A 26,284-nucleotide genomic window follows, 5' to 3' on the forward strand; every position below is an offset into this window, starting at 1 on the left:
TAACTTCTTTTTGTACCAACATACTCGCTGGCTTTGGGCGTATTAAGTGGCCTACAAGCCACTTAATACATATATTTAGGGTTGTAATGCCTTACGGCTAAAATAAATACCATCACATTCAATGCACGGTGTAATTTGTGTAGCGTGATAAATATCAAAACTATGGGTGCAATTCTTACATACTAATGTGCCCATGGCTATCCATTCGCCTGCGTGATACATCCCATTGTGCTTAAAATCTTGACTAAGAGACTGCCATTCAAGCTGGGTTTTGTCCTCTATGTGTGAAAGCTCATACCATAACGACTCTTTAAGCTCTTGCCATGCAAGCGAATTATAGTGCGATTCGTTTTCTTGAACGTGTTCTATGTCGCGCTGCAAATAACTTTTATAGAGTCCGTATTTTTCTTTGCCTAGGTCTTTAAGTGCTTGCTCAGATTCAACAAATCGGGTCATTGCATCTTTTACTTCGTGATCTTTTACATCTTTTAGCCAATTAGTTAAATCGCTAAGCCATGTTTTATAATCTGCCATTTTATACTCCATCAAAATCAAGGGCGTGTTGGCCTTTAACATAGATAAGTATAGGTTAACCTGCACTGAAAGTGAGATTTTAACAAAACCGTGCTTATACGCTGTGATTAGGCTTTTATTTGGGGTATCCTATCGGCAATTTTTTATTAGTTTGCAAGAAGTCTGGAATCATAGATGCAAGAGCAATATAACCCGCAAGACATAGAGTCAAAAGTCCAAAGTTACTGGGAAGAAAACCAGGTATTTAAAGTCACCGAAGATGAGAGCAAAGAAAAGTATTACTGTCTTTCTATGTTCCCGTATCCAAGTGGCCGACTGCATATGGGTCATGTGCGTAATTACACCATTGGTGATGTTGTTTCTCGTTTCCAGCGCCTGCAAGGCAAAAACGTAATGCAACCAATGGGTTGGGATGCGTTTGGTTTACCTGCAGAAAACGCCGCTATCAAAAACAAAACGGCGCCAGCTAAGTGGACATACGAAAACATTGATTACATGCGTAACCAACTTAAGCAATTAGGCTTTGGTTACGACTGGGATCGTGAAATAGCCACGTGTCACCCAGAATACTACAAATGGGAACAATGGTTTTTCACTAAGCTGTACGAAAAAGGCTTAGTGTACAAAAAAATGTCAACGGTTAACTGGGATCCAGTTGATCAAACTGTACTTGCTAACGAGCAAGTTATAGATGGCCGTGGATGGCGCTCTGGTGCAGTGGTTGAGCAAAAAGAAATTCCACAGTGGTTTATTAAAATTACTGACTACGCACAAGAGCTTTTAGATGACTTAGACAAATTAGAAGACTGGCCTGAGCAAGTTAAAACCATGCAGCGTAACTGGATTGGTCGCTCTGAAGGGTTAGACATTGAGTTTACGCGTACCGACAACAACGAAAAGTTTAGCGTATACACTACACGTCCAGATACATTTATGGGTGTAACTTACCTAGCCGTTGCCGGTGGCCACCCTATTGCGCAAGAAGCCGCTAAAAACAGCGATGCAATTGCAATGTTTGTTGAAGAATGCAAAAACACCAAAGTTGCCGAAGCAGACATGGCCACTATGGAGAAAAAAGGCATTGCAACAGGCTTTTACGCGACTCACCCATTAACGGGCGAGCAAGTTCCAATTTGGGTTGCTAACTTTGTATTAATGCATTACGGCTCAGGCGCGGTGATGGCAGTACCTGCACACGACCAACGCGACTATGAATTTGCCACAGCATACGGCCTAGACATAAAACAAGTAATTGCACCGGTTGAAGGCTCAGAGCTTGAAGTAAATTTAAAAGAAGAAGCATTCACTGAAAAAGGCGTGTTAGTTAATTCTGGCGAATTTGATGGCCTTGATTTTGAAGGCGCATTTAACGCTATTGCCGACAAACTAGAAGCACTGGGTGTGGGTGAGCGTAAAGTTAACTTCCGCTTACGTGATTGGGGTGTTAGCCGCCAGCGTTACTGGGGTTCACCAATCCCAATGCTGAGCGACGAAAACGGTAACGAATTAGCCGCCACCGAAGAAATGCTGCCAGTACGTTTACCAGAAGATGTAGTTATGAATGGCGTTACTTCGCCAATCAAAGCAGACCCAGAATGGGCAAAAGCAACGGTAAACGGCGTACCAGCAACACACGAAACAGATACCTTTGACACCTTTATGGAGTCATCTTGGTACTACGCACGTTACTGTAGCCCGCGTCACGACGAAGGCATGCTAGACCCAGCAGCAGCTAACTATTGGTTACCAGTAAACCAATACATAGGTGGTATTGAGCACGCTATTTTACACTTATTGTATTCGCGTTTTTTCCATAAGTTATTACGTGATTTTGGTTTAGTAAATTCAGACGAGCCATTCGATCGCTTACTTTGTCAGGGCATGGTACTTGCCGAAACGTTCTACCGTAAAGATGAAAAAGGCGGTGACGTATGGATTTCGCCAAGCGATGTAAATACCGAAACTGACGAAAAAGGCCGCGTAACTAAAGCATGGCACAAAGAAGATGGTGAACCTGTGTTCTCATCGGGCATGAGCAAAATGTCTAAGTCTAAAAACAACGGTATAGATCCACAAGAAGTAATTGCCCAATACGGTGCAGATACTGTGCGTTTATTTATGATGTTTACCGCACCACCAGAGCAAACGCTTGAATGGTCAGACTCAGGCGTTGAAGGCGCGCACCGCTTCTTAAAACGTATTTGGAAATACGCAGTAGATGTGAAAACAGTTGGCTACCAAGCACTTGATAAATCAGCGCTTAGTAACCCACAAAAAGTACTGCGTCGTGAGCTACACAAAGCCATTGCAAAAGTGAGCGATGATATTGAGCGTCGTCAAACGTTTAACACTGCAATTGCTGCCATTATGGAGCTCTCTAATAAGTTATTAAAAGCGCCGTTAAACGATACACAAGATGTTGCTATTGCTAACGAAGCATTAGAAGCCCTACTTATTATGCTTGCGCCAATTACGCCGCATTTATCGCACCAGTTATGGCAAGAGCTAGGTAAAGAGGGTGACATTTTAGATGCAGCATGGCCTAAAGTTGACGAGTCTGCCCTTGTTGAAGATGAAAAATTAATCATCGTACAAGTAAACGGCAAACTACGCGCTAAGCTAACTGTAGCCGCCGATGCAACACAAGAGCAGGTAGAAGCACTTGCGTTTGCAGAGTCTAACGTAACTAAATTTACTGATGGCGCAACCATTCGTAAAATTATTTACGTACCGGGTAAACTACTTAACGTGGTAGCTAACTAAATGGTTAGCTTTAACACCCTTAAAAACACATTAGCCTTAGTGCTAATGTGTTTTGTGTTATCTAGCTGTGGCTTTCATTTAAAGAAAGCCTCTAGCCTGCCAGATAACCTTAAAACGCTTACACTTAAAGGTGATGATGAAAAATCATCGTTATTTTTAAACCTTAAAAAAGAGCTTAAAGCCAGTAACGTAGAACTGACGCCTTCGGCTAAAAATGTTGCCCAGCTTTACTTACGCAAAGAAAGTATTGAGCGCCAAACCTTGTCGTTGTTTCAAAATGGTCAGGTGGCTGAATACGAGCTTGCCTACGGGGTAAGCTATGTTGTTAAACGCCCAGGCGAAAAAGCCATAGAAAAACGCTTTGAGCTTTATCGTAACTACCAAGACGACCCCGATCACGCTCTTGCAAAAGCAAAAGAGCTTGAGCTGCTTATTAGCGAAATTCGTAAGCAAGCCAGTGGTCGTATTGTTAGAGAGCTGTCGCAACTATAATGCGCTGTTATGCTAATCAGTTACCGAGTGAATTAAATAAAGGTTTAAAACCCTTTTATTTAGTGTTTGGTGAAGAACCGTTTCAGGAAGCGCAATGTGTGCAGCAAATACGCGACACGGCAAAAGCCCAAGGCTTTGATGAGGTAATTAAATTTACCCTAATGCAAGGGTTTGATTGGCAAGAAATTATAGCTCAATATCAAAGCATGTCTTTGTTTAGTGCGCGCACTATAATTGAGCTTGATTTAAACCAACAAAAACCTGGCACCCCAGGAAGTAATACCTTTAAAAAAATAGTCGAGTTAATTAACCCTGATACCATTTTAATTGTAAAAGGGGCTAAAGCCAGCCAAGACGTACAACGTGGCGCTTGGTTTAAAGCGCTCGATAAACACGGTGTATTTGTACCGTGCTACCCGCTTGCAGGGAATCATTTAAAACGCTGGTTAGATGAACAAGTAGCGCGCCTTTCTCTAAATATGCAAAACGAAGCAAAACTGAGCTTAATTAACGCTACCGAAGGCAATTTATTAGCGTGTTTTCAGGAGCTCGAAAAGCTCTCGCTACTGCATGGTAATGCCTTAATAACCCAGCAACTCGTGATGCAAGGGCTATTAAATCAAGCCAAGTTTGATATTTTTGACTTAAGTGATGCCCTATTAAATGGCCACGCCAAGCAAGCAATTAAGGTACTTAATAAACTGGCCAGCGATAACACCGAAGTGGTGAGTATTTTATGGGCTATAAATAAAGAGCTCACCAGTTTGCTCACTATTCAGCAAGGGCTTTTAAATGGCGAGCCTATCGCACAGTTATTTAAAAAAAATGGTATTTGGAAAAACCAGCAAGGCCCAGTGCAAAATGCGATTAACCGCTTAAATATTAATACCCTTGAGCAAATAAGCAGTGAGCTTGCACTGTTTGATTCAAGCTACAAACAAGGTAACTTAATTGCGCCTTACCAAGCGCTTGCCCATATTTGTATTAAGTTTTGCCAGCCGCTTGATATTCCAATGCCTTGCCACGCACTTAACTAAAGATTTTTAACATGATTGCAATTTTTGGCGGCACCTTCGACCCTGTGCATTTAGGCCACCTAAATATGGCCACACAGTGTGTAAATACATTTAACTTATCCACGTTGTACTTTATGCCCTGTGCACTTCCCGCGCACAAAGCTGCGCCAGGTATAAGTACAGCGCACCGTATTAATATGCTCAATGCCGCTATTGCCCCTTACCCTCATTTTGCACTTGATTTAAGAGAGCTTAATCGTACTGGGCCTTCTTACTCATTGTTGAGTTTACAAGAACTAAGAGCTGAGCACCCAGATACGCCAATTCTTTTTTTAATGGGCATGGACTCATTTAATAACCTCGACAAATGGTATGAATGGCAAGCAATTACACAGCTATGCCATATAGTGGTTTATCATCGCCCGGGGCAAACATGTAACCCAAATAAGGCGCTTAAAAGCTATGTCAGTAATGCCCACACTGAAGCGCCACAGCAACTTGCCACAAACAACTTTGGTAAGCTTTATTTTTTATCTGGTGAGACCCGTGATGCTGCTTCAAGCACTATTCGAGAGCAATTAAAAAAAACCAATAAAAATAATGAACTATTACCCGAACCAGTCAGTCACTACATTAAGCAACACCAGCTTTATCAAAGTGATGATTAAAACCCCCTAGCATGTTAAAATGCACGCTATTAAATTTAAAATTGAGACAATACCTTGGATTCGAAACAACTACTTGCCTTTGCACTAGACAAAATTGACGATATGAAAGCACGCGACGTGGTACAACTAGACGTACGTGACAGCTCAGACATTACCGATTACATGGTTGTGTGTTCGGGTACTTCTAAGCGTCATGTGCAATCAATTGCCGATAACGTAGCAAAAGAAGCTCGCCACGCTGGCGAAGAACCTTTAGGTTACGAAGGTCAAGACGAAGGCGAATGGGTACTGGTAGATTTAGGTGATGTAGTTGTACACGTGATGCAAGATCACGCACGTAGCTATTACGATCTAGAAAAACTGTGGGGCTAAGCGCCACTATTTTTTAATTGAGCTTGGAAGTATTACGTGAAAATACAAATGATTGCCGTTGGCACAAAAATGCCAGCGTGGGTAGAAACCGGATTTGCAGAGTACCAACGCCGTTTTCCTAAAGATATGGCGCTTGAGTTAATAGAAATTCCGGCCGGTAAACGCGGTAAAAATGCCGATATTAAACGCATTTTGCACACCGAAGGTGAAAAAACCTTAGCCGCTATTCCAAAAGGCAATCGCATTGTTACCCTAGAGGTAACAGGTAAACCACTTGATACTCACCAGCTTGCTAAAAATATGGAAAAGTGGCAGCTCGATGGCCGCGACGTTAGTTTGCTTATTGGCGGCCCTGAAGGGTTAGCCCCTGAGTGCATTGCCGCCTCTGAGCAAAAATGGTCGTTATCTAACTTAACGTTACCGCACCCTTTAGTGCGTATTATTGTTGCCGAAAGCCTATACCGAGGCTGGAGCTTAAATAACAACCATCCTTATCATCGCGAGTAACGCCTTGTTATGATTAAGCAAAGACCCACAATACGCGACCATTCCGCTGAGGCAAACTTATTTGCACGGCGCGCATTTGTGGGTTTTATTTTTGTTTTAGGCTTAGTGGCAATTTTGCTTTCTAATCTTTATACCATTCAGGTAGAAGAACACACCGACTATCAAACCCGCTCTAACGATAACCGTATTAAAGTCATTCCTATTGCGCCAAACCGTGGCCTCATTTACGACCGCAACGGTGTACTGCTTGCTGAAAACAAACCCGTTTATAACCTCGAGGTTATTCCTGAAGAGGTCGATGATTTAGCTAAATCGCTTGAGCAAGTTAGCAAAATAATTACGATTACCGAGCAGCAAAAAAAAGACTTCATTGATGACATAAAGCATACGCGTCGTTTTAAGTCGCAAGTACTAAAAGCCCGCTTAGATGAAACCGAAGTGGCTCAATTTGCGGTTAATCAGCATAAATTTCCGGGCTTTAGCATTGAAGCGCGCCTTGCACGCTTTTACCCATATGGCGATACGCTAACCCATGCATTAGGCTACGTTGCAAAACTAAACCGCAAAGAACTTAATAAGTTAGAACAAGAAGACCAAGCCACAAATTACCGCGCTACGCACGATATTGGTAAGCTTGGCATAGAAAAATATTACGAGCAGCTTTTGCATGGCCAAGTCGGCTCTCAACGCGTTGAAGTAAATAACCGCGGCCGTGTTATTCGCACATTAAGTATGACCCCCCCGCAGCCGGGCAGTGATTTAGTGCTTACCTTAGATATAGGTTTACAACAAATAGCCCAACATGCGCTTAAAGATATGCGCGGCGCGGTTGTAGTAATGGATGCCAAAGATGGCGGCGTATTAGCACTTTATTCAAACCCAAGTTACGACCCTAATTTATTTGTCCATGGTATTAGCAGTAAAGATTATAAAGCACTGCTAAACCCCGACCGCCCTCTAATTAACCGTGCCACTCAAGGGCGCTATGCGCCAGCTTCCACAGTAAAACCGCATATGGCTATACTGGCACTTGAAGAAAACATTGTCAGTGAAAGCACCTCGGTGTGGGATCCTGGTTTTTTTCAAATACCGAATGTTGAACATAAATGGCGCGATTGGAAACGTTGGGGCCACGGCCACGTAGATGTTTACAAAGCGATTGAAGAGTCGTGCGATACTTACTTTTACGATGCGGCATACCGCTTAGGCATAACAAAAATTAGTAATTTTATGGCCCGCTTTGGCTTTGGTGATTTATCGGGAATAGACATACACGAAGAAACCACAGCCATATTGCCCTCAAAAGAGTGGAAAGAAGGCCGCTTTAAAGAGTCGTGGTGGCGTGGCGATACTATTTCAGTGGGGATTGGCCAAGGGTATTGGACTGCCACCCCCATTCAAATTGCTAACGCGACTAACATATTGGTTAATAAAGGCATAAACCACCCGCCGCATTTAGCACAAGTGGCTAAAAAAGAAGACCAAGTGACGCAAATTAATAACGAAGAAAAACCGCCTGTGGTACTTAATAACCCTGATAACTGGCGTATCGCGCTCGATGCCATGCACAATACCGTAAAAAAAGTAACAGGAACGGCCCACCGTGCTTTTAAAGGCGCTAATTATGACCCTGCGGGTAAAACAGGCACAGCGCAAGTAGTGAGTATTGCCCAAGGTGAGCGTTACGATGCAAAATCACTTAAGGAGCGCCAACGCGATAACGCGATTTATATTGGTTTTGCTCCGTATGACGACCCTAAAATTGTGGTTTCAATTGTGGTAGAAAACACCGGTGGCGGCAGCTCTGTGGGTGCCCCTATTGCACGTGAGCTAATGGATTACTATTTTGCAGCAAACCCAATAGAAGTTGCTAGGAATACAGCGCAATGACCGTATTAAACACCCAGCGCTCGATATGGATGCGCATGCATTTAGACTTACCGTTACTAATTGCCTTATTACTTATGATGGCAGGCAGTATCACCATAGTATATAGCGCAAGCGGCCAAGACTCGGCCATGATGATCCGCCATATCACCCGTATGGGCGGCGCTATTATAGGCATGATAGTGCTTGCACAGTTCTCCCCCGCGACTCTTAAACGCTTAGTGATCCCCCTTTACTGTGTTGGGTTACTCATGTTGGTGGGCGTATTGCTATTTGGCGTGAGCTCAAAAGGCGCTCAGCGCTGGTTAAATTTAGGTATTACTCGCTTTCAGCCCTCAGAACTTATGAAGCTGGCAGTCCCTATGATGGTGGCTTGGTATATTGGCCGAAACCAACTTCCGCCACGTCCATTACACCTAATTATTGGCTTTGTCATCGTGATGCTGCCTACCTTATTAATTAAAGAACAGCCCGACTTAGGCACCTCAATTTTGATTGCCAGCTCAGGAATATTTGTGTTGTTTTTATCGGGTTTAAGCTGGCGTTTAATTGGCTTTTTAAGCTCGATTGTCGCACTGGCAGCATGGCCATTTTGGCACTACGGTATGCACGACTACCAAAAGCAGCGCGTATTAACGTTTTTAGACCCAGAGAGCGATCCGCTTGGCTCGGGGTATCATATTATTCAATCCAAAATAGCCATCGGCTCAGGTGGTATAGAAGGTAAAGGCTGGTTGCAAGGCACGCAATCACAACTCGAATTTTTACCAGAGCGCCATACCGACTTTATATTTTCGGTATTAAGTGAAGAGTTTGGCTTATTTGGTGTATGTGTTTTATTAAGCCTGTACTTATTTATTATCGGCCGTGGTTTATACATTGCGGTAAACGCGCAAGATGCGTTTGGTAAATTATTGGCCGGCGCCCTTACCCTCACCTTTTTTGTTTATATTTTTGTAAATATAGGCATGGTATCGGGCTTGTTGCCTGTTGTAGGTGTACCTTTACCCCTTATTAGTTATGGCGGCACCTCTATGGTGACGTTAATGGCCGGATTTGGCATTATTATGTCAATTGCGACAGATAAAAGGATGCTTTTAAAATAATGAATAAGCCTACCCAGCTGTTATTTATTTCAGCCTTAATATTTATGTTAAGCGCATGTAGTAGCGGCTCTAATAGTCGTTATCATATGGAGCACGATGCCGCACCTTTACGCGCGCCAACCGCACTTGAGATGCAAGATGCCGTTGTGGTGGATGTTAAAAAAAGTGCCAGTGCAAGTCGCCCGTACGAGGTATTAGGCAAACGTTATACCCCAATGCTTGATGAAAAAGGGTATACAGAAGAAGGGATCGCTTCGTGGTACGGCCGTAAGTTTCATGGTTACCATACCTCAAACGGTGAAATTTACGATATGTTTGCCATGAGCGCGGCACATAAAACCTTACCCCTGCCAAGCTTTGTACGCGTTACTAATACTGCCAACAATAAATCGGTGATTGTACGTGTAAACGACCGTGGGCCGTTTCATGATGACAGAATAATAGATCTTTCGTATGCTGCTGCTTATAAATTAGGCTATTACACTCACGGTACAGCCAAGGTTAAGCTAGAGGCGATTACGCTCGACAGCATTCCTGCACGTAAAACATATATACAGGTAGCTGCGGGTAGTACGCTTAGCAATATTGAAGCATTAGCTTCTACATTACGCCTGCAGTATCAAGTACCTACTAATATAGTAAAAGCAGACAACATTTATCGTTTGCATTTGGGCCCGATTAAAGATGCCCAGCATGCACAAGACGTATTAAAAAAATTAAAACAAAACCAATTTCAAAACGCGTTCTTGCTTTACACTCAGTAAGACAAATACCTAAACCACGCCAAAATGTAGGATTCAGCGTTGTATTGGGGCTTAAAATCTAGGTATTATTTTTTAAATGGCAATCCCTTTTAAAAAATAACAACACAGAAAATCAGCCTTAGTGAAACGCCCTGAAGCGTGGTTTAAAAACGATTTATACTGCGTTATTGATTTGAACAATAGAGTGACTATTATTGACAATCAATACCTTGTCTAAGTTGTTTTTAATTCCAACGACGCTCGCATCTCGGGGTAGTTTGGGTATAAGATGGACTAACGCGAATTTTTAACTTTAACCATTAATGAGTATGATGAAATCAATTAAACATAAAATCCTCAAAGGTGTATGCGGCTTAGTTTGCACAGCCGCCGTATTTTCAGCCAGCGCCCAAATTATTCCGGCTCCACCTCAAATTAATGCAAAAGGTTATTTTTTAGTAGACTTTACGACAGGTAAAGTTATTGCTGAAGGTGAGGCTGATACAAAGCTAGCCCCTGCAAGCTTAACTAAAATGATGACCAGTTATGTAATTGGTACAGAAATAAACGCCGGTAACATTGCACCAACCGATATGGTTACAGTGAGCGAAAAAGCCTGGGCTAAAAACTTCCCTGAATCGTCAAAAATGTTTATTGAAGTAGGCAAGCAAATAAGTGTTGATGAGCTTAATCACGGTATTATTATTCAATCTGGTAATGATGCGTGTGTAGCCATGGCTGAGCACATTGCAGGTAGCGAAAGCGCATTTGCTGATTTAATGAATGCCCATGCCGCTAAATTAGGCATGAGCAACAGCCATTTTATTAATAGCCACGGTTTAGATACAGACGAGCATTACACTACCCCACGTGATATGGCGACGCTAGGTGCTGCACTTATTCGTGATGTACCTGATGAGTACGCACTTTATAAGCAAAAATCGTTTACTTACAACGGTATTAAACAATATAACCGTAACTCTTTGTTATGGGATGAAAGCCTAGATGTTGATGGTATTAAAACGGGTCACACATCAGAGGCAGGTTATAGTTTAGTAACGTCTGCAACTAAAAACGACATGCGTTTAATTGCGGTTGTTATGGGCACATCAAGCGAGCGCGCACGTAAAGTAGAAAGCAAAAAACTACTTAACTACGGATTTCGCTTTTTTGAAACAATTACACCTTACAAAGCAGGCGACAGCTTTGCAGAGCAACGTATTTGGATGGGTAATAAAGAAAATGTATCGTTAGGCATTTTAGAAGATACCCCAATTACCATTCCACGTGGTCAACATAAAAACCTTAAAGCTAACTTTGAGCTAGACAACACGCTTGAAGCACCATTAGCGAAAGGCACTAAAGTAGGTACGTTATTCTTACAACTAGAGGGCGAAGACATTGCACAATACCCACTAGTTACACTTGAAGAAGTGGAAGAAGGCAGCTTCTTTAGCAAAATTTACGACTACTTACGTTTACAAATTATGTAAACGTAAAAATAACCCGACAGTCGTTGGGTTGTTAAACGAAGCGCCTCTGTTATGAGGCGTTTTTTTTTGCTTGAAAAATGCTAGAATGCGCCCCATATAAGCAGGATCACCCTAAACCTGCCAGTCACGCTTAGCGTTATACCAATTCGGTTAATTAAGTAATCTATTTTGAGGCTGGAAAAACGTGTTGATAACTTGGCTAATAAATCGCTATTTAGTTGTTCTAAATGAGCATTTTTAACGCAGGTAGCAACACGTTTAGCCCCGCAAAATGATTAAGTCTTATTGCGGATTGATATTATCTCACGTAGCCAACATTTTTGTTTGAGGAGTCACCGTCGTGGTTCAACCTGTTAAAAATACTAAATTTGATGAGTACCTTGAGTACCCATGTCCGTTCACATTTAAAGTTATGGGTTTAGCAAACGTTAACCTTACGGAACAAATTTTAGCTAAATTACAACCTATTGCACCTGGTGACTACGCACCAAAAGTAAAGCCAAGCAGTAAAGGCAATTATGAGTCGGTAACGTTTGTTGCCACAGTGACAAGCGGTAAACACATAGAAGAAATTTACAACGTGATCAGCAACATTGATGACGTACGCCATATGCTTTAAGCCATAGTTGAGACTTGTTGTGAACGAAAACACTTTAATCGTACGCCAACTAGGCCGTCAGCGTTACATGCCAATTTGGCAAAAAATGCAAGCCTATACCGACACCCGTGACGACAGCTCGCCAGATGAAATTTGGCTTGTAGAGCACGAGAGTGTATTTACACAAGGCCAAGCTGGTAAAGATGAGCATTTGCTCGCCCCTGGTGACATAGAAGTCATAAAGGTAGACCGTGGCGGGCAAGTTACTTACCATGGCCCCGGCCAACAAATGATGTATGTATTATTTAACTTGCGCCGCTTAAAAATTGGTGTGCGCGAGCTTGTTACATGGCTTGAAGAGTGCATTATTGATACCCTTAATGAGTATGATATAAAAGCCTACGCAAAAGCCGATGCACCCGGTGTATACGTAAACGACAGTAAAATTGCATCATTAGGATTACGTGTTCGTCGTGGTTGCTCGTTTCATGGATTAGCATTAAATGTTAACATGGACTTAAGCCCGTTTTTACGCATCAACCCGTGTGGTTATGCCGGCATGAACATGGTGCAAACGAAAGAATTAAACGGCCCTCAAAACTTAGCACAAGCAGGTGAAGGGCTGGTAAAACACATGATAAAGAAGCTTAATGCAACACAGGTTAAGCATACTGAAGGGTTTGAAAACGAATGAATAAACCAGTCAAAATGGAACCAGGTGTAAAACTACGCGACGCAGAAAAAATGGCGTTGATCCCCGTTAAAGTTTTACCTACAGAAAAAACTGAAATGTTGCGCAAGCCAGAGTGGCTTAAAATTCGCTTACCAAAATCTACCGAGCGTATCGACGGTATAAAACAAGCTATGCGCAAGCACGGCTTACACTCAGTATGTGAAGAGGCCTCGTGCCCTAACCTTTCTGAGTGTTTTAACCACGGTACAGCTACCTTTATGATTTTAGGTGCTATTTGTACTCGTCGTTGCCCATTTTGTGATGTTGCCCATGGTCGCCCACTAAAACCTGATGCAGCAGAGCCTGAAAAGCTTGCACTGACAATTAAAGACATGAAGCTTAGCTACGTGGTTATTACCTCGGTTGACCGTGATGATTTACGTGATGGCGGCGCACAGCATTTTGCCGATTGTATTCGCGAAATCCGTAAACACAACCCAACCATTACTATTGAGATTTTAGTGCCAGATTTTCGTGGTCGTATGGACCGCGCACTGGAGATTTTAATTGAAACGCCACCTGATGTGTTTAATCACAATCTAGAAACTGCCCCGCGTTTGTACAAGCTTGCGCGCCCGGGTGCCGATTATAAATGGTCGTTAGAATTACTTCGTCGCTTTAAAGAAGCGCACCCAGAGGTAAAAACTAAGTCTGGCTTAATGGTTGGCCTAGGTGAAGAAATTAGTGAAATAGAAGAAGTATTACGTGACCTACGTGCACATAACGTTGACATGCTTACCGTTGGCCAATACTTACAGCCTTCTAAGCATCACTTGCCAGTTAAACGTTACGTGCCACCAGCGGAATTTGACGCACTGAAAGAATACGCTGATGAAATTGGCTTTACGCATGCTGCCTCTGGCCCATTTGTTCGTTCAAGCTATCACGCTGACCAACAAGCTGCAGGTAAAGAAGTAAAATAATTACTTTTTAAAACGCATTAAAAAAGCCCTTAGCAATTAAGTTGCTAAGGGCTTTTTTGTCGCTTTAATTTTTACCACTGCGTTTAAGTATATAATAAAACACAGGTGTAAGTATTAAGCCAAATACCGTTACGCCTATCATGCCAGAAAATACCGCAACGCCCATAGCTTGGCGCATTTCAGAGCCTGCTCCCGATGAAAACACCATAGGTACAACCCCCATAATAAATGCTATTGAGGTCATTAATATTGGGCGTAATCGCAACCGGCTCGCCTCTTTAATGGCATTAAATGCATCCATACCTGTATCTTGTAGCTCTTTTGCAAACTCAACAATTAAAATAGCGTTTTTAGTGGCAAGTCCAAACAACACGATTAGGCCAATTTGGGTGAAAATATTATTATCACCACCATAAATAGCCACACCAATCAGCGCACTTAGCAATGTCATAGGCACAATTAAAATAATAGCGACAGGCAAACGTAAGCTTTCGTACTGCGCTGCTAAAACCAAAAATACAAGCAATACAATAAGTGGAAATACATACATTGAAGTATCGCCCGCTAAAATTTGCTGATAGGTTATGTCTGTCCACTCATACGCAATACCCATTGGCAGTGTTTCATCGAGTATTTTTTCTATTGCGGCTTTAGCTTGGTCAGAGCTATACCCTGGTGCGGGTACGCCGTTAACCTCAGCCGTAACATAGCCGTTATAATGCATTACTCTATCTGGCCCTAAACTATGCTCAATACTAAGCACTGCGCCAAGGGGGATCATATCGCCATTTTTATTGCGCACTTTTAATTGCTTAATTTGCTCTACATCTTCCCTGTAGGGTGCATCTGCCTGCACATTTACCTGATACGTGCGACCAAATAAATTAAAGTCGTTCACATAAACTGTGCCCAAATAGCCTTGCATCGCTTCAAATAAGGTATTTATTTCAAGCCCTAAGCTCAGTGCCTTTTTACGGTCTACTTTTACATCTAGCTGTGGTACGTCGGTTGTAAAACTGGTAAACGCATTAGCAAGGGCGGGGTCGGCTTTAGCCTTAGCAATCACTTCATTTGTTACTTGCTGCAAGGTGTCAAACCCTAATGAGCCTCTATCTTCAAGCTGCAGCCTAAAGCCACCAATAGTGCCCATTCCCCTTACTGGAGGAGGCGGAAATATAGCAACATTAGCGCCTTTTATTTGACTAAGTTGTTTATTTAAATCTTCCGCTATTTCAGCTGCCGACATGCGCGGGCCCTGCCGCTTTGAAAACGGCTCTAACGGTGTAAACATCATCCCCGAACTTGGGTTTATAGATAAACCATTAATGCTTAAACCTGCAAAGGCGACGGCGTCACTAACGCCTGGGTGCGCCCTGATTATCTCTGACATTTGGCGAACCACCGCTTCAGAGCGATCTAGCGATGCTGCATTAGGTAATTGCGCAAAAGCGACGAGATACATTTTATCCTGCGGCGGAACATATCCTGTTGGCGTATTTTCAAACTGCTGCCACGTTAAGGCCAGTAAACCAACGTATAGCACACCAATTATGCCGCCCTTATGCACTATTCGGCCAACGGCTCCAGTGTATTTACCCGAGGCTTTATCGAACATTTTGTTAAAAGGCGCAAATAACCAGCGGCCAAATAATTTATTAATGGCACGGCTTAACCAATCGTTGTCTTGCCCATGAGGTTTGAGTAATAACGCAGCCAGCGCGGGGCTTAGCGTAAGCGAGTTAATGGCAGAAAGCACTGTTGAAATAGTAATTGTAAGAGCAAATTGACGATAAAATTGCCCTGTTAAACCGCTCATAAACGCAGTAGGAATAAACACCGCAGCAAGCACTAAAGTAGTGGCAATAATAGGCCCTGTTACTTCTTTCATTGCTTGAGTGGCTGCATCAATAGGGCTTAATCCCTCACTGATGTTTCTTTCAACGTTTTCGACCACAACAATGGCATCATCAACAACAATACCGATTGCTAACACCAAGCCAAATAACGACAACGCATTAAGTGAAAATCCCATTAAGTGCATAAAAGCAAAGGTGCCCACTAATGAAATTGGCACTGCCACCAGCGGAATAATAGATGCTCGCCATGTTTGTAAAAACAGCACGATGACCAACACAACTAATAAAACCGCTTCAAATAATGTATCGACTACAGCTTCAATAGAGCCCCTTACAAATACGGTAGGGTCATACACTATTTCATAGCTCATGCCCTCTGGAAATAGCGCCGACAGTTCAGCCATTTTAGCGCGCACATCGTCAGAAATTTGTAATGCATTAGAGCCTGGCGCTTGAAAAACAGGCACAGCGGCAATGGATTCATTATTAAGAAGTGGCCTAAGGGTATAACTATCTGCACCTAGCTCTACTCTAGCAACATCTTTTAGCAGTGTAATTTCGCCGTTATCACCCGTTTTTACGATGATTTCTTCAAATTCATCTTGCTCTATTAAGCGCCCTTCTACATTGATAAGCCATTGAAACTCACTGTTGCCTATGGGTTGTGCGCCTAGGCTTCCTGCCGCAGCTTGCTGATTTTGCGAACGAATAGCATTGACTACATCACTTGGATTTAAATTGAGCGCCGCTAATTTGTTAGGCTCTAGCCACACACGCATACTGTAATCGCCTGCGCCAAATACACGTACTTGGCCCACGCCATTAATGCGCTTTAGCTCATCTTTTATAAATTGATCGCTATAATTAGACAGGTACAAACTGTCGTATCGCCCTGTAGGCGAAGTTATGTGTACCGCGAGGGTAAGGTTAGGTGATGACTTTTCGGTGACCACACCTAGCCTTTGTACTTCCTCTGGTAGGCGAGGTATTGCTCTATTTACCCTATTTTGTACCAAAGTAGTTGCTTCGTCAGGATCGCTCCCTATCGCAAAGGTGACTGTTAATGTCATGGTGCCGGCAGAGTTTGCAAGCGATGACTGGTACAGCATGTTTTCTACGCCGTTTATCTCTTGTTCAAGCACTGTGGCCACGGTTTCGGCTATTACCTTAGGATTGGCACCTGGGTAGTTAGCTGTAACAACAACTGTTGGGGGTACTACATCTGGGTATTCTGTAATAGGTAATTGCCATATGGCTATGGCACCCCCTATAAAAATAAGAATAGATAAAACCGCTGCAAAAATAGGTCGATGAATAAAAAACTGAGAAAAATTCATTATTACATGCCTATTTCAAGTGTTGGCTCGGCATTGGCTAAGCGGTTTTGATTATCAACCTTTTGCTGCCAAGCTTGTAACTCGTTTAAAGTACTTTGCTTTGCCATATTAATTAACTCTGGCGTAATGAGTACGCCAGAGCGCACGCGCTGCAAGCCATTAACTACTATGCGTTCGCCGCTTTTTAAACCTTGTTTAATAACTCGTAGCTCACCCACTTTGTCGCCTAAAGTAATGGCACGGTATTGCACTTTATTTTGCTCATCAACCGTTAAAACGTATTTATTATTTAAATCGGTACCAATGGCTTTCTCAGCAATTAAAATACCTTGCTCAGTATTGCCCCCTGCTAATTTTAAATGGGCGAATAACCCAGGTAAAATCGCGCCGTCTTGATTATTAAATACAGCCCGCACGCGTAATGTACCGGTTTGGGTATTTACTTGGTTATCAACAAAATCAAGCTTGCCCCAGTGTTGGTAATTTTGCTCATTCGCTAAACGCATCGCCACAGGTAACGCGGTAGATTGATTGTTATCAAGGTGCGCTTGTTGATAGTTAAGCCATGTTGCTTCATCAATATCAAAATAGGCATATACTTGCTCTGTAGAGACAATAGAGGTCATTACAGTTTGCCCTGCACTGACATAGTTGCCCTCGGTAATTAACGCACGAGACACTCGCCCAGAAATAGGCGCTTCTACGCGTGTAAAGGTTTTGTTTAGCTGTGCAAGCTCAAGGGATGCATTACTTTGTGCTACGTAGGCATTTGCTTGGTCAACCTCTGCGCCTCGGGTCTCTAATAACTCTTTAGATATTGATTTACTTTTAAATAGCTCTTTAGCTCGATTAAAATCTTGCTTTGCTAGTTTTAAGCGGCTTTTTGCTTCATCAAGTTGCGCTGTTAGGCGGTTTACTTGTGCATTAAATTCGCGGCTATCAATTAAAAATAAGGTGTCGCCTTTATTTACCAGCTCACCCTCTTCAAATACTGCCGCTTCAATATAACCAGATACGCGAGGACGCAAAGACACTATTTGCGGCGACTCTAGCCGCCCTGTAAAGCTGTCCCACTCGGTTATTCGCTGACTTATTACTTCGGCCACTTCTACGGCCACCCCTTGCGTAGAATCATCATTACTTTGAATAGAACTTGGCTTATCGCTGCATGCACCCAGTATTATCGCTAATAGCGCAATAATAAACGTGTATGTAAATTTATATATAGCTGACATGGTTAACTCTCTTGCTGTACGAGTTGTGTTAAAATCTGCTTATATTATGAACGCGGTAAAAGCATAAAAATAATTATATTACTGTATAAAACACATCACTAAAAATGATGTAAAATAATCTTACATTTAAAATTTATAACGGTGCTATATGCGTCCTCAAGAGCTTAATTTACTAATGATTTTTGATGCCATCATGACTGAAGGCAGTATCACTCGTGCAGCAGAGCAATTATCGCTGACACAACCTGCGGTATCTAATGCGCTTGCACGTATGCGCGCAGCGTGGGGAGAAGAGTTATTTATAAAAGATGGCCGAAATATTCAACCTACTGCATTTGCTAACAATTTATGGGGGCAAATACAGGGGCCACTTGGATCATTAGAGCATGCTATAAACCAAAGTGAATTTAACCCAGCGACAGCGCAGCGCACTTTTCGTATTTCTGCCGCTGATATATTTGTAGAAATGATATGGGGGCCTCTTCGTAAAATTATTGAGCAGCAGGCCCCAGGCATTAATATCCATGCAATCCCTAATCGGGCGGTAGAGGCTGCCAATGTACTTAAAGACGCCGAAGCCGAACTGGCAATTAATCGCTACACCCTGTCTGAAAACGTTATTAGAGCCGAGCACTTATTAAAGCCTAAATATGTTGTACTTATGCGCCCTGACCACCCGCTTGCTAATGCCCCTTTAAGTATTACTGACTTTGCTAATACAGATCATTTATTAGTATCAATTACGGGCGATATTTTAGGGCCATCTGATCAAGCACTAAGAGTATTAGGGTTAAAACGCCGAGTAGCGATGACGGTAAATAACGCGGCAAATGTACCTAATATTCTTAAAAATACCGATCTTATTTGTGTCCTCCCATCAATAGCGCTTGAGCAGGAAATATTTACCAATAAGCTCGTGGTTTTAAAAAGCCCTATTGATACGCCACCAACGCCTGTCTCTGTTATTTGGCATAAGCGCCAAGACAACGATGCCGGTTTGCAGTGGATACGCCGCCACATAGTGGCTATTATTCAACAACGTGTAAGTAGCCACGATAAAAAACTAGGCAAATATTTACTGCGCTAAAACGCCTTTTTTAATCACAAAATCAGCAAATCGTACCTGCTCTTCTTCAGCGCGAAGGCTATCGGTTTCGACTATTGAACGATAGACACCCCATTTAGGACGGGCAAAGTCATCATCGCTAAAGCCACGCCACATATCTATGTTTTGCTCGCTAATGCTAAATAGCTCTTCGTTGTCACTTAAGCGGGTTAGGGTCATTTCAAATTGCCCCGCTTCACTAAAAGTAGCTTGTACAAATACCGCTATCCATTCATCAGTAATGAGTGACCAGTCGGTTTCGATAAGGTTTTTATCAAGCCCTGTACTGTTACCGTTTTCATCAAAGCCTGCGCTATAACGTACTTGCAGCTGATTACCTGTACTGTTTTTTTGTGCACCAGAGAGCGTAATAATAGGTTGGTCGTCGTTGCCATTGGTATTGTCGTTGCTGTCGTTACGGGCTTTTATTTGGAAAAAGTGACTGAATTTACTGCTCAGCTCAAGCTCGCTAGAGACTTTAAACTTCCAACTGTATTGTACGGTTTCGTCTTTAAAGGCAAGTGTTGCGGCGGGCGATTTATCAAAGGCTTTTATTTCGTTGCGCTGGCGGTCGGTTGCACCCTTATCTTTATCTTGGTCTTCATCACGATGTGCTAAAAACACAAAGTGATTACCTACAGTTGAGTCAGTATCTTCAATAATATGCACAACATCTTGATGATTACCGCTATACATATCAGGCGATTCAATTGCACCTTCACTAAACGCATTTTCTATTAATGTATAAGCACTTAGCCCTGTGTTTTCGCCATCGGCATTGAGGGTTGTTTCTTGCGTTACTATAAAATCATCACGGCCTGCAGTGCCTATAATGGTTATAGACACTGTCGCTTCGGTGCCATCTGCCGATGTGACGGTTATTTCATCAAGTAAGGTTTCGCCCTCGTTTAATGCACTCACAGTGGCATGCTCGCCATTAAGTGTATATGACCAATTACCATCCTCAGTTAAGCTAAATGAACCATAAGTTGTGGTGTTATTGCTTTGCGTTTTAAATACTTCCTCATTGGCTTGTGCATCAGTTATAGATAGTTCACCTGAAATTGCTATATCGCGGGTATTTTCAATACTTACAAATGTTTGACCGCTAATAACCGCGGCGCTTTGCGCTACAACCGATGCATTTACAGGCTCACTTTTTGACCCTGAGCTACCGCACCCTACAGCTAAAATACCCAAAGAACAAACAGAAGTAATAGTTAAAATACGCAAGCCAAACTTTGACATAAACAACCAGCCCAGGTTAATGGTAAGTAAATAAAGTAAAATATAACTTACCAATTATTTGTTTTAATAACTAGATCTTTATTACCAGTATGGTTTTATAATTGTTAGCAGAGCTATTTGTGAAAAACAACTTTAAATAAAAGGGTAAAAATAAAATTAGGTTAAAACCAAGTTACTTGAGATAATCCTCAGCGAACCCCTTATTTAGGTTATATATGAAATTATTAGTTCGTAATTTGTCTCGCGCTACCACAGAGCAAGACCTTCGCACGTTGTTTGCAGCACACGGTAAAGTAACTACCTGTAACTTAGTGCTTGATAAAGATACTGGTTTATCAAAAGGTTTTGCCTTTGTAGAAATGCCAAACGACATAGAAAGTAGAAGCGCTATTAAAGCACTTAATCAATTAAGCGTTGATAAAAGCAAAATTCGCGTAAAATACGCAGATGAGTAATTAGTTACTTGCTATATGATTAAAACCAGCTATTTGCTGGTTTTTTACGTTTTAAGGTACGCTATAGAACAGGTTAATATTAGCGCGGCGCTTTAAAATATTAAGCGCCTAGGGTGCCGCTTTTTTTATACTAATTGTACCTAACACTACAAAAGATGCAGCTAAAGCAAAAAACATCGCTTGCTGTGCGAGCAAAGCTGCTGCAAAAAATGCTACGCCGCTGCCTATAAACAGGTATCCGCTTTTTTTAGATTGGCTCATTGTGTGTGCTCCATTTATTGTTGTCGATTATTTATACACCCTACACCGGCAATTTTCAATTTTTGAAAAATAGAACTGGCAAGATGATAAATATTCGACTCACATCAGTGCTTCCTTTATATTAAAAGCCAATTTTTAAAACTATTCAGAAAACTATGGCCTCTACTTTTTTTAAAAGCGCTAGCCTAAGCCTGCTAGTCGCTCTCTTTGGTTGCTCTGAACCTGCAAGCGAGCATTCTTCTTTAGAAAATACGCCCGACGTAAGCCTAAATAACGTTAAACAGCATATAAAAACGCTCGCCTCTGATGACTTTCAAGGTCGCGGCCCACTTACTCATGGTGAAGTAAAAACCGTGGGTTACTTGAGCGAGCAATACGAAGCTATGGGTTTAACTGGGGCGTATAATGGCAAGTTTTTACAGCCGGTAAAGATGGCAATGGTCACGGCCAACCAAAATATGCAATTGCAGGTGGGCGACTTAAAGTTTAAAGCAGGTAACGATTTTACCGCCCGTACAGAGCAATTACAGCCAGTAATAGATGTACGAAACTCTGACATTGTATTTGTGGGTTACGGTATTAATGCCCCCGAATACAACTGGAACGATTACGAAAACATTAATGTTGAAGGTAAAACCGTTATTGTATTGGTAAACGACCCTGGCTTTGCTACACAAAACGATGCGTTATTTACAGGTAATGCTATGACCTACTACGGCCGCTGGACTTACAAATACGAAGAAGCCGCACGCCAAGGTGCCAAAGCGGTATTTATTGTGCACGAAACTGCCCCTGCGGCTTACCCTTGGGGCGTGGTTGAAAGCTCAAACACAGGAACTAAATACACCCTGATGGACAATAACCTAAACGCTTCTAAGCTCCCAGTTATGGGCTGGCTAACACTTAATACTACTGAGCAAATTTTTAATGCCGCACAGCTTAACTACCAAAATTTAAAACAAAAGGCTTTAAGTGATGACTTTAAAGCCACAGCGCTTAATTTAACAGCCAACCTTTCATTTAAAAACGAAGTATCGCATGCCAAATCACATAACGTAGTTGCGCAAATTACAGGAAGCGACGCCCCTAATGAATACGTGGTAATAGGTGCTCATTGGGATCATTTTGGTACCAAGCAAACCGACAGCGGCCCTAAAATTTATAACGGTGCAGTGGATAATGCCTCTGGCACAGCGGCCACACTTGAAATTGCCCGCATTATGAATCAAATCCACCAACAAACACCGTTTAAACGCTCTATTTTATTTGCTAATTTTACCGCAGAAGAAACTGGCCTCATTGGCTCGCAAGAGTTTGCAACCGGTGGCGTTGTGCCCACTAAACAAATGGTCGGGCTATTAAATATTGACGGAATGAACGTGCTAGATGGCACCGATTACATTTTGCAATACGGTAACGATTTATCCACCCTAGAAAACTACCTAGCAAACGCGGCAAAAGCGCAAGGTCGCGTTGTTAAAATGGACCCTCGCCCGCAAAACGGTTTGTTTTTTAGATCAGATCATTTTTCTTTAGCTAAGCAAGGTGTGCCGAGTTTATTATTTATGAGCCTTGGCGATACCGACCCTGATTACATTGCGCATAAATACCATAAAGAAGCCGACGATTACTCGCCGCAGTGGTCATTAGGTGGCGTAAAGCAAGACATAGAGCTTATTGTTGATATAGCCACACAGCTTGCTAACAATGGCGATTGGCCTACATGGACGAGTGACTCAGACTTTAAAGCAAAGCGCGAGCAAGATAAGCCGCATTAGCAGGTAAAGTTTAAAGCTAAATAATAATCATACCAATCGCATTAAAATCCTCCTACTTGGAGGATTTTAATTTTGAGCGCGCCCGCATTAGTAAGGTTTCGGCTTTTGCTCCTAAATACACATAAATAGCCAAGGCTATTAAAAGCCCTACCACCGCAAGCATCATCGCAATGGCCGGTAATAAGTATTCAGCCTGCCCCAACGCTGCCTTAAACATGGTTAATAGCGCTTCAATAGATATTGCAATTAGCACGGTAGATATAAACCGGGTAATTGTGCGCCGTGTAGAAGAGTGTCTAAATATATCCTTATGCATTAAGATCTCTTCTTCGAGAATGGTCTTTCCTAAATCAAACACGGCCAACGCTAAAGTAATATATATAATAATGCTAAAGGGCTCGAGGGGATCAGACGCTGAGTCAAAGTGGGTAAATAATGCATATATATCGTTAAATACTATGCTCAGTAAAAAGAGTACCAAAGTAAATAAACACGCCACAATCACCCCATAACCCGCTTTAAAATAAGGCGAAATACCGGCACGCGCGCTGTCTCCCATTACAAACTCAATTAACTGGGTTAAACATACGTCTAACACTAAATAATGCTGCTGGTTAATTGGCTTTTTTAGCTCTTTAATAGCCGAAATACATAAATGATTAGTTGCGATAGAAATATACGGATCGGTAAAGCACACCGAATCGGTTTGTTTAGATTGTAAAAAGTAAGGGCGCTCACTTAAATCTTGCTGATTACCTTGCTCGGCTAATTTTTTATAGGCACGCTTAAAGCAAACGTTATTGCCTTGCTGAAGCCCAGATTCGTTTAAACAGTATTGCAGCTCTAAAAAGGGATATTGCTTTACTAAAAAACGCGTATCTCGATTTTTGTTAAGCCCATCTTCAATACTCATTAAAATAGAGTCAAGCAAGCTGTGTATTACTTGCTCATATTCATGGTAGCGCTCAACACTACTTATATAACTCATTCGCGCCATAATTGTGTACTCACTCAGTTGCTATAGCGTTAACTAAGCAAGTTTAAAACCAAGTATAAAAAGTGTTTTTATTCATAAGGTTAAGGTTTTAACTTGTGCTCATTTGCACCTATTTGGTGAAAAAGCAGTTATGCCTGCGCCACGCACAAAAAAAGCAGCTAAGTAAATGTTACTTAACTGCTTTGTGAGTATGACCTGATAAATTTTAAGCGTGTAAAACTACGCCATAAAATTATTGTACTTTAGAAAACTCTTCCTGTGAAAGCTCACCATTTTTATCTGTATCGAGCTTATCAAATAACCGTGCTAACTGTGCGTTGGCTTGTGCTTCTATTTTGCTAATTACGCCATCGCCATTGGCATCAAAACTGTTAAAGTCGACCGCGGCAAACGCCGCTGATGAAGAGGCAAGGGCTAGAAGTGCGATAAATTTTTTCATAATCATTTCCTTAGGCTAAGTGCCTGGCAAAGGGGAAGAAATCCTTTTCTGAGATCCATAAAGGGAGAATCGGTTATTTGTATTCAAAAAAATCGTTTTCGGTTAGGCTATTTCGGCTTTGCATATTTAATTGCTGCATTATTTGCTCTGCTGATTGATCACTTTGGTTTGTTAAACCACCTTCGCCTTGCATAGGTGTTTTAAACTCTGTATTTGCCAATACCACCGATGATGACACCAAGGTGATAAGTACAAGTGTTGTTTTCAGCTTAGTCATAATGTAATCCTTCAATAATATGCATTACCTGTATAAATTTGCACTGAGGTGGTTACAATTCACTTCCTTGTTATTCTTTTTAATAGGCTCCCTTGCCTATTTAGGTTGTCTTTGGCAACTCAGAATTATGCTTACACCACAGCGCATTAATCGTCTACGCTTGTAAAACCTCTGCTTTAAAAAGTTTACCGTTTGTGGTGTCAAACTTTGCAAATGTGCCAGAAAATACCAGCGCTATTGCAAGCAAAGTTGGGTATCGCTTTTACATAACGATTCCTTCGCTATGTGTTTATAATAAAGTGCCCTGTGTATTACACTATCCTTGTTATTCTTTATGGTAAGCTCCCTTGCCTACTTAGGTTGTCTTTGGCAACTCAGAATTAACGTGCCACTGGGCGTTAACTACTCAAAGCACTCACTTATGCTTTGTCGAACTCACTCTTAGATAGCTCGTTGTTTTTGTCAGTATCAAGTTTTGTAAACTGACTCATTAATTCAGCATCAGCAGATGCTTCTAACGGGCTTAATGTGCCACTGCCATCTTTATCGAGTGTGTCAAAATCTGTTACTGCAAAAGCCGCTGATGAAGAGGCTAAAGCCATTAATACCAATGTTGATTGTGCCTTTTTCATAATGAAATCCTTCATAGGGTTAGGGGAGTAGCCAATTGGCGTTACCCACGTTTTGCTTAATACAGCTTAGCTATTACAACTTCAGTGCCATGTTTTATTTTCACCTAATAAACAATGAGTTATACGATAAGTATATGAAAAAATTAAGTTTCGAGGGGTATTTTTGTTGCTTTTTAGCAACAGCTAGATGAGCTACTTAAAATAAACCATTAGAATCAACAGCTTATGATTTATAAAAAAGCCACACACGAGCTAAAAGCTAACTAAAAACATAACGTGGGGAAGTTTAAGAATAAACTAAAGCTGAACAACTTAATTAAAACAATTAAACGTCATAAAACCTAAAACATAACCAATTGAAATATATTGATATTTATAAAATTTTTAGCGTTTATTTTTTAAAAGCATGGCAAGCCTGTAAAAAACAGGCATTTGTTGCCAAATGGCGAATTTAGTAAAAGGAAGGGATTAAAAAGGGAGCGCATTGCATTTTGTTGGGCATAACAAATTGGCGTTTTTAAAGTATAAAAACAATTTGACTACTTCCAGCCTTGACGCCATTTTTGTGTGTCTTTTAAATCTCGCCAGCGTATTGAGTACTGATTTTTAGAAAATACCGACTCGGTAATGCATTCAATTACATTACCCTCTTCATCGTATTCTACTTCTACAATGATAAAGTGTTTTTCTTTATTGATAGCTGGAGTGGCAGTCCACTTACTGTTTAGTAATTTTTTAGGGTTTAAGTTATTCATTAAATAATCTAGTGTGCTTAATTAATACTAATACGACATAACCCGTTGTTTAGCTCAACATAAAGTTAGGCCGT

At 41.7% G+C, this 26,284-nt stretch carries 26 protein-coding genes; 16 read left to right on the top strand and 10 right to left on the bottom strand.

Going from position 1 to position 26,284, the window contains the following annotated elements:
- Nucleotides 1-75 precede the first annotated feature (75 nt).
- On the bottom strand, nucleotides 76-534 hold the full coding sequence (locus tag MTF68_RS10685) for a hypothetical protein (RefSeq protein WP_004585924.1): 459 nt from the start codon (nucleotides 532-534) through the stop codon (nucleotides 76-78).
- Nucleotides 535-708: 174 nt separating this feature from the next.
- On the opposite strand from MTF68_RS10685, the gene leuS reads away from it, so the two are divergent.
- From leuS to lipA, 13 genes are all read left to right on the top strand, one after another.
- Nucleotides 709-3,297, top strand: coding sequence for a leucine--tRNA ligase (gene leuS / locus MTF68_RS10690; RefSeq protein WP_029772179.1), 2,589 nt, complete (start codon nucleotides 709-711; stop codon nucleotides 3,295-3,297).
- Entirely contained in the window at nucleotides 3,298-3,789 is a 492-nt protein-coding gene (lptE, locus tag MTF68_RS10695) for an LPS assembly lipoprotein LptE (RefSeq protein WP_024033758.1), read from the top strand.
- The gene (gene holA / locus MTF68_RS10700) at nucleotides 3,789-4,826 is read left to right on the top strand and encodes a DNA polymerase III subunit delta (RefSeq protein ID WP_004585921.1); all 1,038 of its coding nucleotides are present in this window, start codon (nucleotides 3,789-3,791) and stop codon (nucleotides 4,824-4,826) included. Before lptE ends, holA begins: the two co-directional genes overlap by 1 nt.
- A gap of 11 nt (nucleotides 4,827-4,837) precedes the next feature.
- Nucleotides 4,838-5,473, top strand: coding sequence for a nicotinate-nucleotide adenylyltransferase (gene nadD / locus MTF68_RS10705; protein ID WP_248462483.1), 636 nt, complete (start codon nucleotides 4,838-4,840; stop codon nucleotides 5,471-5,473).
- A 54-nt stretch (nucleotides 5,474-5,527) separates the two neighbouring features.
- The gene (gene rsfS / locus MTF68_RS10710; RefSeq protein WP_024033760.1) at nucleotides 5,528-5,845 is read left to right on the top strand and encodes a ribosome silencing factor; all 318 of its coding nucleotides are present in this window, start codon (nucleotides 5,528-5,530) and stop codon (nucleotides 5,843-5,845) included.
- Nucleotides 5,846-5,881: 36 nt separating this feature from the next.
- On the top strand, nucleotides 5,882-6,352 hold the full coding sequence (rlmH, locus tag MTF68_RS10715) for a 23S rRNA (pseudouridine(1915)-N(3))-methyltransferase RlmH (protein ID WP_004585918.1): 471 nt from the start codon (nucleotides 5,882-5,884) through the stop codon (nucleotides 6,350-6,352).
- A gap of 9 nt (nucleotides 6,353-6,361) precedes the next feature.
- Entirely contained in the window at nucleotides 6,362-8,242 is a 1,881-nt protein-coding gene (gene mrdA, locus MTF68_RS10720) for a penicillin-binding protein 2 (RefSeq protein WP_004585917.1), read from the top strand.
- Nucleotides 8,239-9,345, top strand: a complete 1,107-nt coding sequence (gene rodA / locus MTF68_RS10725) for a rod shape-determining protein RodA (protein ID WP_054982218.1) — start codon at nucleotides 8,239-8,241, stop codon at nucleotides 9,343-9,345. The genes mrdA and rodA overlap by 4 nt, the downstream gene beginning before the upstream one ends.
- Complete coding sequence (locus MTF68_RS10730; protein WP_054982217.1) at nucleotides 9,345-10,109, top strand: septal ring lytic transglycosylase RlpA family protein; 765 nt, start codon at nucleotides 9,345-9,347, stop codon at nucleotides 10,107-10,109. The genes rodA and MTF68_RS10730 overlap by 1 nt, the downstream gene beginning before the upstream one ends.
- A gap of 311 nt (nucleotides 10,110-10,420) precedes the next feature.
- Nucleotides 10,421-11,581 (top strand): serine hydrolase, encoded by a 1,161-nt coding sequence (locus tag MTF68_RS10735; protein ID WP_004585914.1) that lies wholly within the window; start codon nucleotides 10,421-10,423, stop codon nucleotides 11,579-11,581.
- A 340-nt stretch (nucleotides 11,582-11,921) separates the two neighbouring features.
- Nucleotides 11,922-12,200 carry a DUF493 family protein YbeD gene (gene ybeD, locus MTF68_RS10740; RefSeq protein WP_024033764.1) on the top strand — a complete coding sequence of 93 codons (279 nt, stop codon included), beginning with the start codon at nucleotides 11,922-11,924 and terminating at the stop codon, nucleotides 12,198-12,200.
- Between the two features lie 19 nt (nucleotides 12,201-12,219).
- On the top strand, nucleotides 12,220-12,873 hold the full coding sequence (lipB, locus tag MTF68_RS10745; RefSeq protein ID WP_004585912.1) for a lipoyl(octanoyl) transferase LipB: 654 nt from the start codon (nucleotides 12,220-12,222) through the stop codon (nucleotides 12,871-12,873).
- Nucleotides 12,870-13,835 (top strand): lipoyl synthase, encoded by a 966-nt coding sequence (gene lipA / locus MTF68_RS10750; protein ID WP_004585911.1) that lies wholly within the window; start codon nucleotides 12,870-12,872, stop codon nucleotides 13,833-13,835. The genes lipB and lipA overlap by 4 nt, the downstream gene beginning before the upstream one ends.
- A gap of 64 nt (nucleotides 13,836-13,899) precedes the next feature.
- On the opposite strand, the gene MTF68_RS10755 is transcribed toward lipA, so the two are convergent.
- Both MTF68_RS10755 and MTF68_RS10760 read right to left on the bottom strand, forming a co-directional pair.
- The gene (locus MTF68_RS10755; protein WP_248462484.1) at nucleotides 13,900-17,028 is read right to left on the bottom strand and encodes a multidrug efflux RND transporter permease subunit; all 3,129 of its coding nucleotides are present in this window, start codon (nucleotides 17,026-17,028) and stop codon (nucleotides 13,900-13,902) included.
- A gap of 2 nt (nucleotides 17,029-17,030) precedes the next feature.
- On the bottom strand, nucleotides 17,031-18,263 hold the full coding sequence (locus MTF68_RS10760) for an efflux RND transporter periplasmic adaptor subunit (protein WP_248462485.1): 1,233 nt from the start codon (nucleotides 18,261-18,263) through the stop codon (nucleotides 17,031-17,033).
- A 148-nt stretch (nucleotides 18,264-18,411) separates the two neighbouring features.
- Between MTF68_RS10760 and MTF68_RS10765 the strand changes: the two genes are divergently transcribed.
- Nucleotides 18,412-19,350, top strand: coding sequence for a LysR family transcriptional regulator (locus MTF68_RS10765; RefSeq protein ID WP_096042013.1), 939 nt, complete (start codon nucleotides 18,412-18,414; stop codon nucleotides 19,348-19,350).
- Here the strand turns inward: MTF68_RS10765 and MTF68_RS10770 are convergent.
- A complete protein-coding gene (locus MTF68_RS10770) occupies nucleotides 19,339-20,616 on the bottom strand; it encodes a VCBS domain-containing protein (protein ID WP_248462486.1) in 1,278 nt (425 codons plus the stop codon). The two genes, MTF68_RS10765 and MTF68_RS10770, sit on opposite strands and share 12 nt — an antisense overlap.
- A gap of 215 nt (nucleotides 20,617-20,831) precedes the next feature.
- Between MTF68_RS10770 and MTF68_RS10775 the strand changes: the two genes are divergently transcribed.
- A complete protein-coding gene (locus MTF68_RS10775) occupies nucleotides 20,832-21,071 on the top strand; it encodes an RNA recognition motif family protein (protein WP_024033770.1) in 240 nt (79 codons plus the stop codon).
- Nucleotides 21,072-21,179: 108 nt separating this feature from the next.
- Here the strand turns inward: MTF68_RS10775 and MTF68_RS10780 are convergent, their stop codons facing one another.
- Entirely contained in the window at nucleotides 21,180-21,332 is a 153-nt protein-coding gene (locus tag MTF68_RS10780) for a hypothetical protein (RefSeq protein ID WP_171046485.1), read from the bottom strand.
- A gap of 155 nt (nucleotides 21,333-21,487) precedes the next feature.
- On the opposite strand from MTF68_RS10780, the gene MTF68_RS10785 reads away from it, so the two are divergent.
- Nucleotides 21,488-23,110 (top strand): M28 family metallopeptidase, encoded by a 1,623-nt coding sequence (locus tag MTF68_RS10785; protein WP_248462487.1) that lies wholly within the window; start codon nucleotides 21,488-21,490, stop codon nucleotides 23,108-23,110.
- A 52-nt stretch (nucleotides 23,111-23,162) separates the two neighbouring features.
- On the opposite strand, the gene MTF68_RS10790 is transcribed toward MTF68_RS10785, so the two are convergent.
- The 5 genes from MTF68_RS10790 to MTF68_RS10810 all read right to left on the bottom strand — a co-directional run bounded on the left by MTF68_RS10790 (nucleotide 23,163) and on the right by MTF68_RS10810 (nucleotide 26,210).
- Nucleotides 23,163-24,107, bottom strand: coding sequence for an EAL-associated domain-containing protein (locus MTF68_RS10790; RefSeq protein ID WP_248462488.1), 945 nt, complete (start codon nucleotides 24,105-24,107; stop codon nucleotides 23,163-23,165).
- A gap of 232 nt (nucleotides 24,108-24,339) precedes the next feature.
- A complete protein-coding gene (locus MTF68_RS10795; protein ID WP_248462489.1) occupies nucleotides 24,340-24,546 on the bottom strand; it encodes an EF-hand domain-containing protein in 207 nt (68 codons plus the stop codon).
- 73 nt (nucleotides 24,547-24,619) lie between these two features.
- A complete protein-coding gene (locus MTF68_RS10800; protein WP_064386783.1) occupies nucleotides 24,620-24,823 on the bottom strand; it encodes a hypothetical protein in 204 nt (67 codons plus the stop codon).
- Between the two features lie 419 nt (nucleotides 24,824-25,242).
- Complete coding sequence (locus tag MTF68_RS10805) at nucleotides 25,243-25,455, bottom strand: calmodulin-like protein (RefSeq protein ID WP_004585903.1); 213 nt, start codon at nucleotides 25,453-25,455, stop codon at nucleotides 25,243-25,245.
- 539 nt (nucleotides 25,456-25,994) lie between these two features.
- Nucleotides 25,995-26,210, bottom strand: a complete 216-nt coding sequence (locus tag MTF68_RS10810; RefSeq protein WP_024033778.1) for a TIGR02450 family Trp-rich protein — start codon at nucleotides 26,208-26,210, stop codon at nucleotides 25,995-25,997.
- Between the last annotated feature and the right edge of the window lie 74 nt (nucleotides 26,211-26,284).

Source organism: Pseudoalteromonas sp. 2CM37A (assembly GCF_023161885.1).
Classification (GTDB): Bacteria; Pseudomonadota; Gammaproteobacteria; order Enterobacterales; family Alteromonadaceae; genus Pseudoalteromonas; species Pseudoalteromonas atlantica.